Below are 16,597 nucleotides of genomic sequence, written 5' to 3'. Positions count from 1 at the left end.
CAAATAAAATTCAATCGCATCAAATTAAGGAGCATACCATGACCAAATCTTATCAAGTTTCCGTACTCGTTGGCAGCCTGCGGAAAGATTCCGTAAATCGCAAAGCGGCCAAAGTGTTAGCTCGGCTGGCGCCTTCGAACCTCAAATTCCAGTTCCTGGAAATCGGAGACTTGCCGTTTTTCAACGAGGACTTAGAGGCAGGTGAGACGCCTGCTGAATGGTTGCGGTTTCGCGAAGAGCTCTCAGCGTCCGATGCCGTTCTTTTCGTAACGCCGGAGTATAATCGATCTGTACCGGCCGTATTGAAGAACGCCATCGATGTCGGATCACGCCCCTATGGCGAAAGTTCGTGGGCGAAAAAGCCTGCGGCGGTCGTGACTGTATCTCCCAGCGGGATTGGCGGTTTTGGCGCCAATCATCACTTGCGCCAATCGCTCGTCTTCCTCGACATGCCGGTTCTTCAGCAGCCCGAAGCTTATATTGGCGGCGGCTGGGACATGTTCGATGAACAGGGCGATATTAAAAGCGACGATACCCGCGCCTTCTTCAAAAGCATTATCGATGCGTTCGGCGACTGGATCGAACGCACCGCCACTACTTCATAGTCGTTGTTCGCCATGTCCAATGGGCAAGAGAATAAAACGAGGAATTAACCGTGACCCCAACCACTGCAGAAAGCCAGATGCCCGCCCTGTTTGTGGGACATGGCAGCCCGATGAACGCTCTTGAAGAAAACAGCCACACCCGCGCATGGCGGCGTATCGGCGAAGTGCTTCCGCGTCCGCGCGCCGTTTTGGCGATCTCAGCCCACTGGTATATCGGCGCAACCGCGGTCACCGCCATGGCGCGCCCGCGCACCATCCATGACTTTTATGGATTCCCCAAACCGCTTTTTGAGATCGAATATCCGGCGCCTGGTCTTCCAGAGCTTGCGGGTGAAATCGCAGAGCTTGCGAAGCCGGTCTGGGTCGGCGCCGATCACGATCAATGGGGTCTGGACCATGGAACTTGGAGCGTCCTCACTCACATCTTTCCGGATGCGGATATTCCTGTGGTGCAGTTGTCGATAAATTCGCTGAAACCGATGGATTACCACCTCGAACTCGCGCAACGCCTTGCAGTGTTGCGAGACAAAGGAGTGCTGATACTGGCGAGCGGAAACGTGGTTCACAATCTGAGGCGCATTGACTGGAAGGCGGAGAACCACGGCGCCGATTGGGCGCATCGCTTCGACGACGCCGTGATGGAGCAGATGACAGCGGGCCCGGCCGATATTCTCAAAACACTCGAACATCCGGACTACAATTTAGCGGTGCCGACGCCAGATCACTTTATTCCGTTGCTATATACGGCGGGTCTCGCCGCAGAGGCTGGAGACGCTGCGCCAATCGTCAAAGGATATTCGCTGGGGTCGCTGTCAATGACCTGTTACGGCGTCGGCATGGAAAGACTCAGTTTCATCGCGGGCGATGATGCAGCGTTTTTGCCCATAAATGCGCCGAGCGATGATTGATTTGCTCTTAGAAGACTGCATTTGCCGGTGGGTTGGGACTTTGGAAACAGATCACGCCGAGTTAGCTCGCGGCAAAAGTTCGAAATGAAAAATGGGGTCGCGATTTTTGCGCTATAATCCATTGAATATATTGCGAGAAATTAGTGGCTCCCCTTCGTGAATGCGTATCGAACTTTATGCCAGGCTCCCAGGACGGAATTTCGGGCGCTTTTGCAGGAGATCGGCGCTTCGTAGGCCGCTTGTTTCGGGCTCGCCGAGCAGCCGGAACCGGACAGCCGGGTAGTGGTACGTTGCCGATTTGCGACGCAGAATTATATTCCCGATCGGTAATATTTTGGCATATTCGTTATACAATAACAACTAAGTGTCCGATCGGGAATAATCTTCTTGCTTTTCTGAATTCTCAAGCATATATTCCCGAACGGGAACACGACATGACACCAAAAAAAATCGGCTTGAAGATACGGGAATTACGCAAACGCCAGGGCCTGCGCCAAGACCAGCTCGCCGGCGCCGCCGGCGTCGGCTTGCGCTTTCTGATCGAATTGGAGGCGGGCAAAGAAACCGCGCAACTCGGCAAGACGCTGGCGGTTTTGAACGCTCTCGGCTGCAAAATCGAACTTGCCGATCCCGGCGGGGACGGCTCATGACCAAGACATTGAAGGTCTGGTGGGGCGGCGAGATCGTCGGCGCCTTGACCATCGACCAACACGGCGAGATGGGCTTTTCATACGCAAGCGACTGGCTAGCTGATCCGGAAAAACCGGCCCTGTCATTCTCCTTGCCGAAAAGAGAAGAGCCGTTTAACCGGCGCGAATGTCGCCCGTTCTTCGAAGGATTGTTGCCGGAAGAGAGCCAGCGCTTCGCCGTCTCCCGCGCGCTCGGCGTATCCCACGGCAATGAATTCAAACTCCTGAACGAATTGGGCGGTGAGGTCGCTGGAGCGCTGACGCTCTGGCCGGAAGGGGAGGAGCCGCCAGCGCCGTCACTTGCGACACAAAATAAACCGCTTGGCGAAGCAGCGCTTGTTGATTTGCTCGACGAATTACCGTCGCGACCTTTTCTCGCCGGGCGCGAAGGGTTCCGCCTGTCGCTTGCCGGCGCGCAGTCGAAAATCCCGGTCATCCTCGTCGATGGAGAAATAGCGTTGCCGGCGCCAGGGGAGGCGACGAGCCATATTTTGAAACCGCCTATCGAACGGTTTCCCGGAACGACTGAGAACGAAGCCTTCGCCATGCGACTTGCCATAAAAATCGGTCTTGATGCCGCCAACGTAGAAATCCGGCGCGCCGGAGAGCGCTCCTTTCTGCTCGTCGCACGTTACGACCGCATTCGCGGCGATGACGGCGCGTTGCAACGCTTGCATCAGGAAGATTTTTGCCAAGCGCTCGGCTTTACTTCGGACCGCAAATACGCTGCCGATGGCGGCCCGGTTTTTCGAGATTGTTTCGATTTGCTCCGCCGCGCGGCTACGCGGCCGGCGGTTGAGGTTTTAAAACTTTTCGACGCGGCGATCTACAACCTGATCATCGGCAACGCCGACGCCCACGCGAAAAACTTCAGTCTGCTCTACCGCAAAAACGGTGCCATTGAACTTGCGCCGCTCTACGATCTTCTGTCCACTGCCTATTATCCAGAATTGTCGCCGCGCCTCGCGATGAAGATCGCAAAGCGTCATACGCTGGAAGAGCTGAAACCAAGCGATTGGGAGAAATTCGCGGATGAAACCGGGCTTGCATTACGGTTCATCAGAACGCGCGCCAAAGAACTGGCTAATGCGGTGATCGAATCAATCGGCAAAACTAATTCCGAGATATTGGAATCCGCGTCCGATGGAGACGCTGTTCAAGAAATTGCCGATCTAATTAGCATGCGTGCGAGTTCTCTTTGCCAGCGTATTCCGTAACTTTCCGAACTCGATTTTTAAGTCTGTCAACATCTACTTCTGACGGCGGCCGCTGAGAGCGCTTTGCACGCGCTCTTCGAGCGCGGACCATTCCTTTTCCAGAACTATTTCAGCGGCGAGCACGTTCGCCGAACTTTCAATCAGAAAATTAAAGGCCGGGATGATGTCTGAAGCCTCGGTGTTGAGCTCAGCTGCAACCGTCGCGATTTCTTCGTCGCTCAGGAGCCGCACGCTGGTGCGGCGCAGGATGGCTTTGCGAAACTCGTCAAGCCGCTCAAGTTGCCAGTCCAGAACTTTCCGGGACTGAACATCTAATTGAAATCAAATAAAATCCGCTCTCGCACGCCACGCGTTCTATTGCCGCGCGAGCGTTGCGAACGGTTCGAACTGAGCATCGGGATGCGCCAATAAAAGCGTGTCGCCTTCAAGGCTCGCCCAATAGGTCGCGCCCGCCGGATCATAATCGATGAGAAACCACCGCCCGGCTCCGTCCGGATAAGCCGCGTAACGCATAACCTTCTCCTCGCCCGAAGGATAAAGAATGCGCAATGAGGGGATTACCCCGTCTTCAAACGTCCAGACCTCGTCGTCTCGCGTCCACGGGCCAGCGAGGTCGGACGACGGGGCGTTCTCAACCGGCGCGCCCGCAATTTGGACGGTCACGTCGGTCGCTTCGGTTTTGAAAAACACCGCGCTCGCGCTCTGTCCGCGGCCGTCGCCGGACGCGGCCAGGGAGAATGTGAATGCGCCGGACGCTGTCTCCGGCACGTAAATCAAAACATCGCCGCCGACATCGCCGCTGCCGAATAAGTAAAGGCTCGAATCCAGCAACTCAGCGCCCTGCGGCAACGGATTGGGATCGATCAACGGACTTGCCTCAATAGCGCCCAAAGCGCGTTTGGGCGCGCCTTTCACCCGCTGCTTGAACGGCACGACGAGCGCCGCGCCGGGACGCGCGGCGATCTCGATCGATTGCGGATATTTCTGCGACTCGCTACAGCCGGTGACACCGGCGGCTGCAATTACGGCAATCAATGCTGAGCCTAGGGAAAAAGTACGTTTTGTGGTCTTCATTGACGCAGCTTCCTTGCTTCAGTCATCATCAAAACCGGCATGCAGGATCGGCGACGCATTGCGCCAGCGCGCCGCGCAACGCCGGGCCGTATTGTTCCCCGCTTCCGTCATAAAGACCGGCCCGTTTGAGGCCGTCGATAATCGCTAACGCCTTCGCACGCGTTGGCTCGCTCGCCTCGTCCATTCGTGCGAAAAAAGCGTCGTAATCGGCCATCGCCTTTGCGCGGTCGCGGCGCATGTGATGAAGAATCGCGCGCGACAGACGCGCGTCGAGCCTGCGGGCCGCGGGCGCGGCGGACATATCGATGATGAGCGTATAATCCGCAATGGCGCCGTCATAGTCCTGAAGATAGGCCGACGCCTGGCCGCGCAACTCATAGGCGTATGCGCGCTGCGCTGCGTCGGGCAGACCGAGCGCCAGCGCGCGGTCGAAATCGGCCTTTGCGGCTGTATAGTCCTGACGGTCCAGATAGAGCCTGCCGCGCGCAGCATAGAGGACGCCGTTCTCTATCATTGCAATCGCTGCGTTAAAGTCGTCTAGCGCGCCGCCCGCATTTTTCGCCGCATACCGCGCAAGCGCGCGCTGATAGAGCAATTCCGCTTTCGCATTATCGTTCGGCGCTGTTTCGAGCGCCCGCGTAAAATCGGCGGCGGCGTCTCCCGGCTTGCCGAGCGCCCCATAGGCAAGACCGCGCTGAAAATACGTGTTCCTGTCCGGATTGATTTCGATCGATTTCGTAAGATCGGCGAGCGCGCCAGACGGATCGTTTAGCTGCAGGCGCGACACGCCGCGCATCAAATAGGCGTTTTGGCGAAACGTCGCTTGCTGGTCGGCGAAAAGCGGGTCGGCGATAAGCCCATCGAGGTCAGCATTCGCCTTTTTGAAGTCACCGCCTCGAAATTGCTCTTCGGCCTGTTTTGCCACAGCGTTGAATTCATCGCGTGCAAGTTGATCCCGGAATTCATCGCGCCCGGCGTTATTCAGGGACGCGACAATAGCATCGTTCCTGTCCTGGATAATGCTGACAAAATCCGCCCGCGCTTTTTTTATTTCCTCATTGCCGGGACTATATGAAAGCGCCTTGTCGTATTCAGCCAGAACTGCATTATAGTCAGTCGTCGTCGGCTCGGCGATGCGCTGCACGCGATATGAAAGAGCGATAAATGATAGCTCGAAGCTCCGATCCGCCGCCGCCCCCTCAGGAAAACATATCCCCGATTGCATAATCCGTTCGTCCTGAAAGCTGAAATTTTCCTTGTCGAAATCGCACGGATCGGTTTTGCGGGTTCTCCTAAAAGCATAGTATGAATGGCCGAGATTTTCGGCCATGTAAAAATGCGCGACGGCGAGACGTTCGGGATTCTTTTCCTTGCGAATAACCTTTTGGCACGCCTCGATCTTCTCGTCCCAAAAATCATTCTTTACATCTAGCGCATTGCTGCATTTATCCCAGGCGGACGCGGCTAGCGCTTGAGGCGATGCCGCTGCAACGCATACGAAAATAGGAAGGGTGAAAACACATTTTGCGCGCAATCTCCAAAGCCGATGGCCGATCGCGCCGGCGCTGGCTTCGCATGCGCTCGCGGCCGGGCCGTATTGTGCGCCAGCGATAATCGGCGCGACGAGAAGCGATAGAAAAGGCAAAACGAATTCTCCCTTTGCAGCGCCATCAATCATGACGAAATATCGAGGCGCGGATGCGGGCCAGCGCGTTTTGTGCTTTCTCGTCTCCGTTCTCGGCGGCCTTGCGATACCAGCGGATCGCTTCGTCGAGATCTTTGGCGACGCCGCGCCCATTTTCATACATCCAGGCAAGATTATATTGCGCAAGTACATGGTCCTGCTCCGCCGCAAGACGAAACCAGCGAACTGCTTCGACATCGTTCTGCGCGACGCCGCGGCCTTGTTCATACGCCGCACCGAGAGAATTCTGCGCGGCCGCATCGCCCTGTTCTGCTGCCTTGCGATACCAGCGAGCGGCCTCGACATCGTTCTGCGCGACGCCGCGGCCGTTCGCATGGGCCCACCCCAGATTGTATTGCGCCGAAGCATTTCCTTTTTCTGCGGCCCGGCGCCACAGGCGGACCGCCTCGGCGTCGTCGCCCTTTTTATGCGCGTCATAAGCTTGCGCGACGAGCGTTGCGGGCGGCGTCTCCGGCGGTGTCTTGCCAAGGCGGATCAGCGCCTCGCGCGCCTTGTCGGCGCCGGATCCGCCCTGTTTCACCGCCTCTTTGTACCAATAGATCGCGCGCCGGCGGCTCTTTTTCAGATCGACGCTCTCGCCGCGCCATGTGCCGTCCACGTCGTCGATCCAGGCCGTTCCGCCCGTCTCATATTTTTCGCCGAGGCTGAACTTGTCATAGGACGATCCGTTCCTGGCCTGTCGTTCGGCCTTCTCCCGATAATACGCCTGCGTTTCTTTTTCCGCCTTCGCGGCCGCGCAGCCTGCGTCGTCATATGTGTAAGGATTTCGCGTTCCGATCGGGCCCGGCGAAGCATAATCCGTGTTCCACCCGCCGCCGCCCGTCGGCGCGCAGGCGAGCATCGTATCGAGACTGCCGCATGCAGACAGCACGGCCGCAGCGAGCGCAATCGCCAATGCGTTTCGCATCTCGTTCATCGCCTATCTCCTTTGCCGCCGCGAAACGGTGAATTCGATCAGTCTACGGTTCATTGCACGGATCTCCTTTGGCTGCGTTGTCACCGCCGATGATCGAAGGCGGCGAACTCCGCGATAGCGAAAAGGTCGAGACGTTCGACCATGACGTCGAGGTCAGCGCCACAATCGGGATACGCGCATTCAAGCGAGACGACGCCGGCCGATCCGATTTTGAACGCGCGTCCAGCTTCGCTGTCGGTCTCCGCCGAAACGCCCCGATAACCGTCGCGCGACAGCGCTGTAACGCCTGCCGCGAGAAGTTCCTCTCCCAAAGCGACAAGTTCGTCGGGTCCGTCGTCCTCGGCGCTCGCAACGGCGTCGACGGCGTCGACCATCGCGGCTGTTTCGATATCTTCCGTGTCGATAGAAATGGCGATCGCGCGGTCGCCGGAACGGTACGCCCGCGTCGCTTTCAGCCGCACGCTGACGCCGGCGGTCGCAGTTTCGGCCAGAGGGGCGAGTGCAAATGATTCAAGCCCGCTTACGATTGTATCGCGTTCCTCAATGGCGACGTCCCCGGCGGACCATGAATCCAACGGAGCGGGAAACAGCGCGGCGATATCGTCTTGCGTCCATGCGCTTTTCATCTCGTCCGCCGCTGCGGATACCGCGATGGCGGCGCCGATCGTCAGCATTGCAGTCAATTCGCCAATGCGTCCTGATCGGCTCACTGTTCGTTTGCAAGGCGCTCTATGCATTTCAAGTTCCTCCGTACGGCGAAACACGCCGGATTTTCATTTCTGACATTCCAGCGCGCGGCCTGCAGTCGCCGCACGTCATAAAAACTCGCTTCCCCGTCATTGGCCATTTCCGTCAGGTTGATCCGGCATGTTTGCGGGCAGGCCGCGAGCGGCCTCGCACAATGCGTTCGCTCTTTCGACCATTTGCCGGCCGATCGTCGGGTCTCCGGCCTTCTTCAAGGCTTCGGCGCAGCTCCCTCTGATGAAAGCGGAGCGGGGGCGAGGAAGAGAATCGGGAAAAAGATCAAGGCTGTAGAATCCGTCGCACGCCCCCTTCAGCCTATCCAGCTCCGGACTATAGCGGGCTGCATCGCCCGCCCGGATTGCTTCATCAAGCGTCGCCGCTGCAGCCTCGACAGCGTCAAATCTGTAGGAGCACGTCCTCGCATTAGCATTACGGTTGTCCTCAAGCTCGCGGAACGTGTCTTGAACGGGGTCATCGTATAAAGGATCGTTAGCGCATGCTGCGACCGCGATGAGGGATGCAAGCAAGGCGTTTTTCATGTGTCGTTCTCCTCGCGGCCGATCGGCTGCTCCCTTCGGACAGTTGGCCCGCATCCAAAGGCGGGTCGGTTTTCTGCGCAGCGCGTCAAATGAAGCGCGATCGCCCGGCCCCGGCGCGCCCGCCAGGGCCGTTGACCGCCCCCAATCATTGTCAGAGCCTATGGAGACGGAGATGCAATGTATTGAAAGAAAACATAATTTCGGCGGAAGAAAGCTTAAGAAAAGCTGAAGGAAGATTTCGCCGAACACGCCAGCGAACGTTGATTTATGTCTTCGCAGGCGCATAAAATATGATTTGTAAAGACGGCGGCGCCTGTAAAACAAACTCGGCTGACGGTTTGAGCGCATCTATAGACGCAGCCGGGCCGAAGCGAGTGAGGCCATGTCCAACGTACGCTTATGGGAGCCGGAGCTGAATCAGCCCTTTGCGCTTGCCGGCCGCAGAATCGATCCCGCCGCGCATGTTATTGTTTCGGCAAACTCCACGGTCGAAGTCGAACCGCGGGTCATGGCTGTGCTGGTCGCCCTCGCGCAGCGACAGGGCGAAACGGTGCGCCGTCAGGAACTGATCGATGCAGTGTGGAACGGCGCGCCCGGCGCGGATCAATCCCTCAACAACGCCATATCGCTTCTGCGGCGGGCGCTTGAGGACACGAATGCTGATCGACGACTGATTCAAACGATTCCGAAACAGGGATACCGGCTCTGCGCGCCGGTTGAGCCAGAGACTGAGGCAAGGGCTGACGCCGCCGCTCCGCCGCCGACAGCTGGGCGCATTGTCGAGCCGGCGCAGACACGGAAGGGCCGCGCTCTTACAGCCCGCTGGCGTGGCGCGGTTCTGGCTTCCATCCTCGCCGCGCTTGTTATGGTCGCCGGCGCGATCGCTTACTTTCAACGCCAGCCCACCGTCGAGACGGCGAATGCGGACAATTCTGAAGAGCTGGACCCGAACTCCATCGCCGTCCTGCCTTTCGTCAATATGAGCGGCGAACAGGGCAATGTTTATTTTTCGGACGGACTGGCCGAGGAAATTTTGCATGCGCTTTCGCAAATCGATTCGCTGAGAGTGGCGTCGCGCACGGACTCTTTTCAATTTCGCGACAGCAAGGACTCGATTACGGAAATCGCGCGTCGTCTGCGCGTCGCCAATATTCTTGAGGGAAGCGTCCGCCGCGAGGGCGGCAGGTTGCGCGTTACTGCTCAGCTGATTTCCGCCGAAAACGGGGCACACTTATGGTCGTCGACCTATGACCGGCAGGCCGAAGACATATTGGCGATTCAACGGGACATCGCGATCAACATCGCTGACGCTCTCGCCGACGAGATCAGCGAAACGGAACGCGATCTCCTGACAACGCTGCCGACGGAGAATTTTGAGGCCTATGAGCAATATCTCATCGGCATTCACGAGTTGCGTAAATGGACGCCTGAGGGAAACAGGCGCTCCATAGACTTTTTTCAACGGGCGGTCGCGCTTGATCCTGAATTCGCCGAAGCCCGGCTTGCAATGGGCAGGGCATATTATTTCGCCGGCACGCATTACGGCTGGATGACGCCGGCGGAGGCTATACCGAAAGTGAAAGCTTCGCTGGTTTACGGCGTGTCGGCGGCCAACCCTTTGACGCGAGCGTCGGCGTTGTCGGTTTATGGCGACGTTCTGGCCTGGGGCGACCAGGACTGGCCCGGCGCGCTCTCAGCCTATGAACGCGCTTTTGAACTCTCTGGAACGCCGCCGCTCGGTTACGCATTGACCAACTCCATTGTGGGCAATCACGACGTCGCGATCAGCATATTGAAAAAATTACTGGAAGACGGCGCAGCCAATATTGGAATCAATGGCGATATCGGAATTCACAACAACCTCGCCTGGGCATACTTCAACGCGCGGCGCTATGACGACGCCATGCGGGAGGCCGGCGCCGTACTGTTGGAAGACGCCGCGTTCGCCGACGGATACAGAGTGCTCGGGCGCGCCCAGCTTCTTCTAGGGCAAGCCAATGAGGCAATCGAATCCTTTTCAAACGCAGCGCGCCTGATGAACGGCGCGGCGGTCGCTGAATCCGATCTCGCCGTCGCACTCGCCCGCGCCGGCCGAATGGCGGAAGCGCAAACTATCTTAGAAAACCTCCTTGACCGGGATGACTATGTGCCGGCGCCGTTGATCGCGCAGATTTACGCTAATCTCGGCGAACATGACGAAGCGTTTTTATGGCTGGAAAAGGGCGTCGAGGACGGGGCGCGCGGCGTGATGTTTCTCAAGATCAACCCACTCTATGATCTGATCCGCGAGGACATGCGGTTTTTAGGTTTGCTCGAGCAACTTAACTTGAGCAGCTGAACGCGCCGGATCGGGGACGTTAGTCTGAGTCTACATAGCCGCATGCCCGACTCAAGCGCGGCGGTTCGTTGTCCATATCGGCGGCCGAACCCGCTGTCCTTACTGGCCTGACCCATCGAAGTGTTCCGAGCCATTTGTTAGACTCGGCGTGTTGTTGAAGCGCTTGGGAATGGTGGTCCAGGGTCAGCGTTATTTTCCGACTGCTGTGAAGCGCTTGGGAATGGTGGTCCAGGGTCAGCGTTATTTTCCGACTGCTGATCTTTCCATTGTGGTCCGGCAATTCCTTGCTTGCAAAGCATATTCCGAAGGGGCGATGTTGCCAAGGGCCATGTGAGGCCGGCTCTCATTGTAATCGCGTCTCCAGGCTTCGATTTCCCGTTTCGCCTCGGCCAGCGTTTCGAACCAATGCAGATTGAGGCACTCGTCGCGCAGCGAGCCGTTGAAAGACTCGATATGGGCGTTGTCAGTCGGTGTGGCGGGCTTGGAGAAGTCCATGCGGACCTTGTTGTGGTAAGCCCACAGATCCACCATCTGGCCGGTGAACTCGGCGCCATTGTCACAGAACAGCGCTTTGGGCGCGCCACGGAAGCGAACGAGCCGGTTCAAAACCTCGACCACATTCTCCCCTCGCAGCCGATAGCCGACCTCGATCGCCAAACATTCGCGGGTGTAGACATCAATGATGGTAAGCGCCCTGATCTTCTGGCCATTCGAAAGCTGATCGTGAACGAAGTCGAGGCTCCAGGCTTCGTTCGGCACTTTCGGTTGACATCGCGCCTCGCGATGCGTCGCCATCTTCCGGCGCCGCGGACGCTTTGTTTTCAGGACTAAACCCTCTTCACGGTAGACCCGGTAGACTCTGTTGTGGCCGATCTTCCAGCCTTCACGCTTGAGCATGATGTGAACCCTTCGATAGCCATAGCGGATGCGCGTCGCCACAATCTCATGCATGCGCTGGCGCAGCTCTGTCAGCGGATCGCTGACCATTTTCTTCCGCTGGGTCGATCGATGCTGGCGCGTCACCTGACAGGCCCTGCGCTCGCTGTAGCCATGCGCCGCCATGATATAGGCTACAACTTCCTTCATGAGCGCTGGCCGGGAAACTTTTTTGAAAGAACATCCTGGAGCACAGATTTGTCGAGGCTTAACTCCGCAACAAGCTTCTTCAGACGCGTGTTCTCATCGAGAACCTGCTTCAGCTCCCGCACCTGGTCACTCTCGAGGCCGGCATACTTCTTCTTCCATCGATAAAAGGTCTGTTCAGTAATGCCGGCATGCCGAATCAGGTCCGCAACCGGCGTTCCCATCTCGGCCTGCTTCAGGACGGCGACAATTTGTTCAACTGAATATCTCTTCCTCTTCACGGCGATCTCCTTCTCGAGATTTTCGCCGGAAAACTAACCCTGAGTCTGGGCCACTTTCACAATGTCACCTCAACTTCGATGGGTCAGGCCATAAGTGTTGCGTGGGCGCCCTGTTCAAAACAATAAGCGTGATCTATATTGATCGCGCAGTTTCTTCTTGTCGATTTTTCCAGTCGCCGTCAGCGGCACCTCTGCGAAGATAACGGCGTCCGGAAGCCACCATTTTGCAAAATGCGGCTCGATATGGCTCAGGACCTCCTGATCCGACAGGGCGGCGCCGTTATGTGTTTCAACGACGAGAATTGGGCGCTCTTCCCATTTTGGATGCTTCACGCCGACGACAGCGGCGATTCGAATGTCCGGGTGCGAGACGGCCGCGTTTTCGATATCGATGGAGCTGATCCATTCGCCGCCGGATTTGATGACGTCTTTGCTGCGGTCAGTAATGCGCAGGAAACCTTGCGAGTCGATCGTGGCGATGTCGCCGGTGTCGAACCATCCGTCTGCATCAAGCGCGGATTTCTCCGCCCGGTAATAGCGTTCAATCGTCCATGGGCCGCGAACAAGAAGTGCGCCAGAGGTTTCGCCGTCATTCGGCAACGCCTTGCCATCGTCGTCGACGATCTTGAGTTCAATGCCGAATTGCAGACGGCCCTGACGGGTCCAGATGACGTCGTTCAGCTCTTTTTCACCGCGCGCCGCCAGTTTGGGCGTTGGCGTCGCCACGACGCCGAGCGGGCTGGTTTCGGTCATGCCCCAGATCTGGCGAACTGTGACGCCGTATTTGTCCCGGAAGGTTTCCGCCATGGCGCGGGGCACGGCCGATCCGCCGATGATGATGCGTTCCAGCGTTTCTGTGGTTTCGCCTGTACGTGCAAGATGGTCGAGATACATGGTCCATATGGTCGGCACGCCCCCGGAAAAGGTGACGCCTTCGTTTTTGATAAGCTCCTGAAGACTGGCGCCATCCATCTTTTCGCAAGGCAGCACGATCTTGCAGCCATTGATCGCGGCAGCGAAAGGAAGGCCCCAGGCTGTCGCGTGATAAAGCGAAGAGCAGGGCATGACGCAGTCAAATGCGGAAAAATTGAAAGCGCCGGGCAGGCCGGCGGCCAGGCCGTGCAGCACGACAGACCGGTGGCTGTAGAGAACGCCTTTGGGATCGCCGGTCGTTCCCGATGTGTAGCACAAGAACGCTCCGGCGTTTTCATCAAAGGCGGGCCAAACGATTTCCTCGTCCTGATCGGCGATAAGATCTTCGTATCTCGCCGCATTGAGTTCGCCGTTTACGGAGGAGGCGTCTTCCGACAGCACAATAAAAGTATCGATGGAGGAAAGCTGCGGCCGCAGGCGTTCGACCAGCGCGGCGAAAGACTTGTCAAACATCAAAATCCGGCTGCCCGCATGATTGATGGTGTAGGCGAGCTGTTGCTCTGAAAATCTGGGATTGGCCGTATGCAAAACGGCTCCAATGCCGGGAACGGCGTAAAATAACTCAAGATGCCGGTGCGTGTTCCAGGCAAGAGAGGTGACGCATTCTCCGGGCGCTACTCCTTGCGTTTTGAGCATCTGTGCGCATTTCGCCGCGCGGCGGCGCAATCCGGCGTAGTCATAGCGATGCAAAGGCTCGTCTAGGAGTCGGGAGACGATTTCCCTGTCGCCATGCGCGTTGGCCGCGTAGTCCAGAATGCCGCTGATCATCAGCGGCGAACGTTGCATGAGCCCGTCAAGCACGGTTTCTTCCCAAATTTTTTTACATTTGCAGAGTGCTTAGCAGATCAGGCCATGCAGTTTACATAGCAAATCCGGCCGTCTTCCGGAAAATTGCACGCCGGCCTCTGCCGGGGTGAGGGAATGTGAGCGGAACGGGGGAGGAAGCGCTCCGCTCACATCTGGTCAATCCAGGCGCTTAAAACTGAACGGTTATCGTTCCGCCGAAAGTGCGCGGTGGATTGTAGTTTTCATAGCCGAAACCGAGGCTCGTCAGATTGACGCCTTGAACCTTATAAGCTTCGTCAAAGATATTTTTGGCCCAGAGCGCGGCTTCCCAGCTTCCGTCCTCAGCGCCAACGGCGAGCCGGCCGTTCCATAACGTGAAACTGTCAGACGCGATCAGCGGATCGTTGAGCGCGTCCTTGAAGGTGGAGCCGGAATAGCGGCCGTCAATCTGGATGACGCCGCGCAATCCGGGAGAGATCGCGCGTTCATAACGCGCCAGGGTGTTGAAGGTGACGCTGGGCGCATTGGGGAATTCGTTGCCCTTCGGCGCCGGGCCGGAAAGGGCGACAAACTCGCCCAATTCGGAATCGAGAAGTCCGAGCCCGACCGTCAGCGTCAACCCTTCAATTGCCGGCGGCGCCAATGTCGCTTCGAGATCGGCGCCGTACAGATTCGCTTCATCAACGTTGCCGAGGCGCTGGAACGGGACTGCGCCCGACTGGTCGCGGATGAAGGTCTGGATGTCGGAATAGTCGTAATAAAACCCGCTCGCGGCCAGCCGCAGGGCGCCGTTCGCGGTCTGGTGCTTCACGCCGGCTTCATAAGAGACCAGGCTTTCCGGTTCGAAGGGCTGGAAGGAGCCGCTGTTTGTGGCGAAGCCGAAGAAGAAGCCGCCCGATTTCACGCCGCGCGAGGCGCTGACGTAAAGCAGCGTTGAAGGAAGCGGCTTCCAGTCGAGCCCGGCTTTCCAGGAGAGGTTGGTGTCTTCCGCTTTAAGGGCGTCCGCCGCAGCGAGCGTAATTTGAGGCGTCGGGCCCGGCGAGCAGGTGAGGCTGATCAGGCAGCTCGTGCCGAACGGATTGTCGTCAAAGACGCGCGCCGTGTATTCTTTTTCCTCCCAGGTGAGCCGGAGGCCGCCGATAACGGATAGCGTGTCGGTCAGCGCATATTCGCCGTGGATAAAACCGGCGACTGAATCCGTCGTCTGGTCGCCAAAGCCGCTTGTGCGGGTTTGAAAGAGGACGTCTGCATAGCCGGTGGATCCGACGACGATGTGATCGTGCGACCAGAAAGCGCCGACGAGCCAGTCAAAATTCTCATTGAGATTGCCGGCGAGCCTGAGTTCCTGAGAATATTGCCGGACGTCTGTGGTCGGCAGGAATTCAAGCGCGGTCAGCGGCGAGGCGTCGAGATCGTTATAAGCTTCACGATAGTGATCGATGAAGCCGGTGACGCTGGTCAGTTCCGCGCCGCCAAGGTCGAATACGCCGCGAAGCGTCGCGCCGATCTGTTTGGCGTCGTAAAACTGCCGATCCGACCAGTCGCCTGTGTAAGGGTCGCCGTCAGGATCGCTGTAGCCGAAAAAGTCCGTACAGGTCGGGTCGATTTCATTTTCCGCAATGGCGGCGCACGCAAAACTCGGCGGGTTTGTATAGTCTACAGCGCCGAAAAACGCGCCCTGACCAAGTCCGGAATTGTTCGAGTAGCCCTCGACTTTCAACAGAATGTCCGCGCTGTCTCCCGGCGTCCAGCGAAGCTGCGCGCGGCCGAGCGCGATGTTGCGTTCGCCGATATCGTCGTCGACTGCGCGGTTGAAATAATAGCCCTCCCACTGGCGGATGGACTTGGCGCCGAGGCGAATGGCGAGTTCTTCGGTAACGGGAATATTGGTCACGCCCTCGACTTCGAGCGTGTCGTAATTGCCATAGCTAGCGGACAGCCGGGTCAGGGGGGCGTCGAAATTCGGTTTCGCCGTGATGAAATTGACGGCGCCCGCTGTTGAGTTGCGGCCGTAAAGCGTGCCTTGCGGGCCCTTCAGAACTTCGATGCGCTCAAGGTCGAAAAAGTCGAAAGCAAGAAGCCCAAGCGAGGAGAGATAGACTTCATCGATGTAAACGCCGGCGCTCGGGTTGTTGGTGTTGCTGAAATCATTGAGTCCGACGCCGCGAATGGTGATCACCGGCAGGGTGCCGGGCGCCTGTTCGCGGATGTCGACATTCGGAACAAAAGTCGCGATGTCGCGCATTTCGAGGACGCGCGCGTCCCGAAGCGTTTGTTGGCTGATCGCAGTCACGGTCGCGCCGACGTCGAGAATGTTTTGCTCGCGCTTTTGGGCCGTTACCACAATCACGTCGCCGGACGTCGATTGTTGTGCTTGCGCGCCGGCGCTTGCTGTAAACGCGGCGGCGCAGACGGAAGCCGTCAGGATAGTCTTGCGCATTTTCCCTCCCTTGCGCCCGAATGTCGGGCTGCTGTCCGTCTGTTGCGCTTCTTGCCGGCGCGTGGACGGGCTATTTTTACAATATGTCGATTATTGACTTAATGTCTGGTGAAAGGCAACTGTGAAAATCCACAGCGCCTGCGATTCCTTGGCTTGCCAGCCATTACGCGCTGGCGCCGGCGGCGCTTCGGCTGGCACATTTTCTGGGAAACATGAGGAAAATAGGGACGCCCCCGGCGGCCCGCGGCGCCTTTTCAGTGAGGCGCTGGCGTGCTGCAGCGCTGAAAATTACGCGAGGAAATCTCTCCACCGTCTTCCTATTTGTGAATTATTGACATA

General features: G+C 57.9%; 14 protein-coding genes. 5 read left to right on the top strand and 9 right to left on the bottom strand.

The window, feature by feature from the left end:
- Nucleotides 1–38 precede the first annotated feature (38 nt).
- The 4 genes from PUV54_RS01860 to PUV54_RS01845 all read left to right on the top strand — a co-directional run bounded on the left by PUV54_RS01860 (nt 39) and on the right by PUV54_RS01845 (nt 3,419).
- A complete protein-coding gene (locus PUV54_RS01860) occupies nt 39–605 on the top strand; it encodes an NADPH-dependent FMN reductase (RefSeq protein WP_274493817.1) in 567 nt (188 codons plus the stop codon).
- A 77-nt stretch (nt 606–682) separates the two neighbouring features.
- Nucleotides 683–1,513, top strand: coding sequence for a 4,5-DOPA-extradiol-dioxygenase (ygiD, locus tag PUV54_RS01855; RefSeq protein ID WP_420797932.1), 831 nt, complete (start codon nt 683–685; stop codon nt 1,511–1,513).
- Nucleotides 1,514–1,947: 434 nt separating this feature from the next.
- Nucleotides 1,948–2,163 (top strand): type II toxin-antitoxin system Y4mF family antitoxin, encoded by a 216-nt coding sequence (locus tag PUV54_RS01850; protein ID WP_274493815.1) that lies wholly within the window; start codon nt 1,948–1,950, stop codon nt 2,161–2,163.
- Complete coding sequence (locus PUV54_RS01845) at nt 2,160–3,419, top strand: type II toxin-antitoxin system HipA family toxin (RefSeq protein WP_274493814.1); 1,260 nt, start codon at nt 2,160–2,162, stop codon at nt 3,417–3,419. Before PUV54_RS01850 ends, PUV54_RS01845 begins: the two co-directional genes overlap by 4 nt.
- A gap of 33 nt (nt 3,420–3,452) precedes the next feature.
- On the opposite strand, the gene PUV54_RS01840 is transcribed toward PUV54_RS01845, so the two are convergent.
- From PUV54_RS01840 to PUV54_RS01815, 6 genes are all read right to left on the bottom strand, one after another.
- A complete protein-coding gene (locus PUV54_RS01840) occupies nt 3,453–3,650 on the bottom strand; it encodes a hypothetical protein (RefSeq protein ID WP_274493813.1) in 198 nt (65 codons plus the stop codon).
- A gap of 123 nt (nt 3,651–3,773) precedes the next feature.
- Nucleotides 3,774–4,493, bottom strand: coding sequence for a hypothetical protein (locus PUV54_RS01835; protein WP_274493812.1), 720 nt, complete (start codon nt 4,491–4,493; stop codon nt 3,774–3,776).
- Between the two features lie 28 nt (nt 4,494–4,521).
- Nucleotides 4,522–6,138, bottom strand: a complete 1,617-nt coding sequence (locus PUV54_RS01830; protein WP_274493811.1) for a tetratricopeptide repeat protein — start codon at nt 6,136–6,138, stop codon at nt 4,522–4,524.
- A gap of 25 nt (nt 6,139–6,163) precedes the next feature.
- Nucleotides 6,164–7,114: a tetratricopeptide repeat protein gene (locus PUV54_RS01825; protein WP_274493810.1), complete on the bottom strand. Its 951-nt coding sequence runs from the start codon at nt 7,112–7,114 to the stop codon at nt 6,164–6,166.
- Between the two features lie 80 nt (nt 7,115–7,194).
- Nucleotides 7,195–7,851, bottom strand: a complete 657-nt coding sequence (locus PUV54_RS01820; RefSeq protein WP_274493809.1) for a hypothetical protein — start codon at nt 7,849–7,851, stop codon at nt 7,195–7,197.
- A 99-nt stretch (nt 7,852–7,950) separates the two neighbouring features.
- Nucleotides 7,951–8,397, bottom strand: coding sequence for a hypothetical protein (locus PUV54_RS01815; RefSeq protein ID WP_274493808.1), 447 nt, complete (start codon nt 8,395–8,397; stop codon nt 7,951–7,953).
- Nucleotides 8,398–8,779: 382 nt separating this feature from the next.
- Between PUV54_RS01815 and PUV54_RS01810 the strand changes: the two genes are divergently transcribed.
- The gene (locus PUV54_RS01810; protein WP_274493807.1) at nt 8,780–10,735 is read left to right on the top strand and encodes a winged helix-turn-helix domain-containing protein; all 1,956 of its coding nucleotides are present in this window, start codon (nt 8,780–8,782) and stop codon (nt 10,733–10,735) included.
- A gap of 240 nt (nt 10,736–10,975) precedes the next feature.
- Here the strand turns inward: PUV54_RS01810 and PUV54_RS01805 are convergent.
- The 3 genes from PUV54_RS01805 to PUV54_RS01795 form a co-directional block, all read right to left on the bottom strand.
- Nucleotides 10,976–12,099 (bottom strand): IS3 family transposase gene (locus tag PUV54_RS01805; RefSeq protein WP_375210893.1). Its coding sequence is split into 2 segments (ribosomal slippage): nt 10,976–11,847 and nt 11,847–12,099, totalling 1,125 coding nucleotides; the frame shifts between segments, so codons are not numbered across the junction.
- Between the two features lie 114 nt (nt 12,100–12,213).
- A complete protein-coding gene (locus tag PUV54_RS01800; protein WP_274493805.1) occupies nt 12,214–13,818 on the bottom strand; it encodes a long-chain fatty acid--CoA ligase in 1,605 nt (534 codons plus the stop codon).
- Nucleotides 13,819–14,008: 190 nt separating this feature from the next.
- Nucleotides 14,009–16,258 (bottom strand): TonB-dependent receptor, encoded by a 2,250-nt coding sequence (locus tag PUV54_RS01795; protein WP_274493804.1) that lies wholly within the window; start codon nt 16,256–16,258, stop codon nt 14,009–14,011.
- Nucleotides 16,259–16,597 lie beyond the last annotated feature (339 nt).

The organism is Hyphococcus flavus (assembly GCF_028748065.1).
GTDB classification, from domain to species: domain Bacteria; phylum Pseudomonadota; class Alphaproteobacteria; order Caulobacterales; family Parvularculaceae; genus Hyphococcus; species Hyphococcus flavus.
This window is presented reverse-complemented; position numbering and strand designations above follow the sequence as displayed.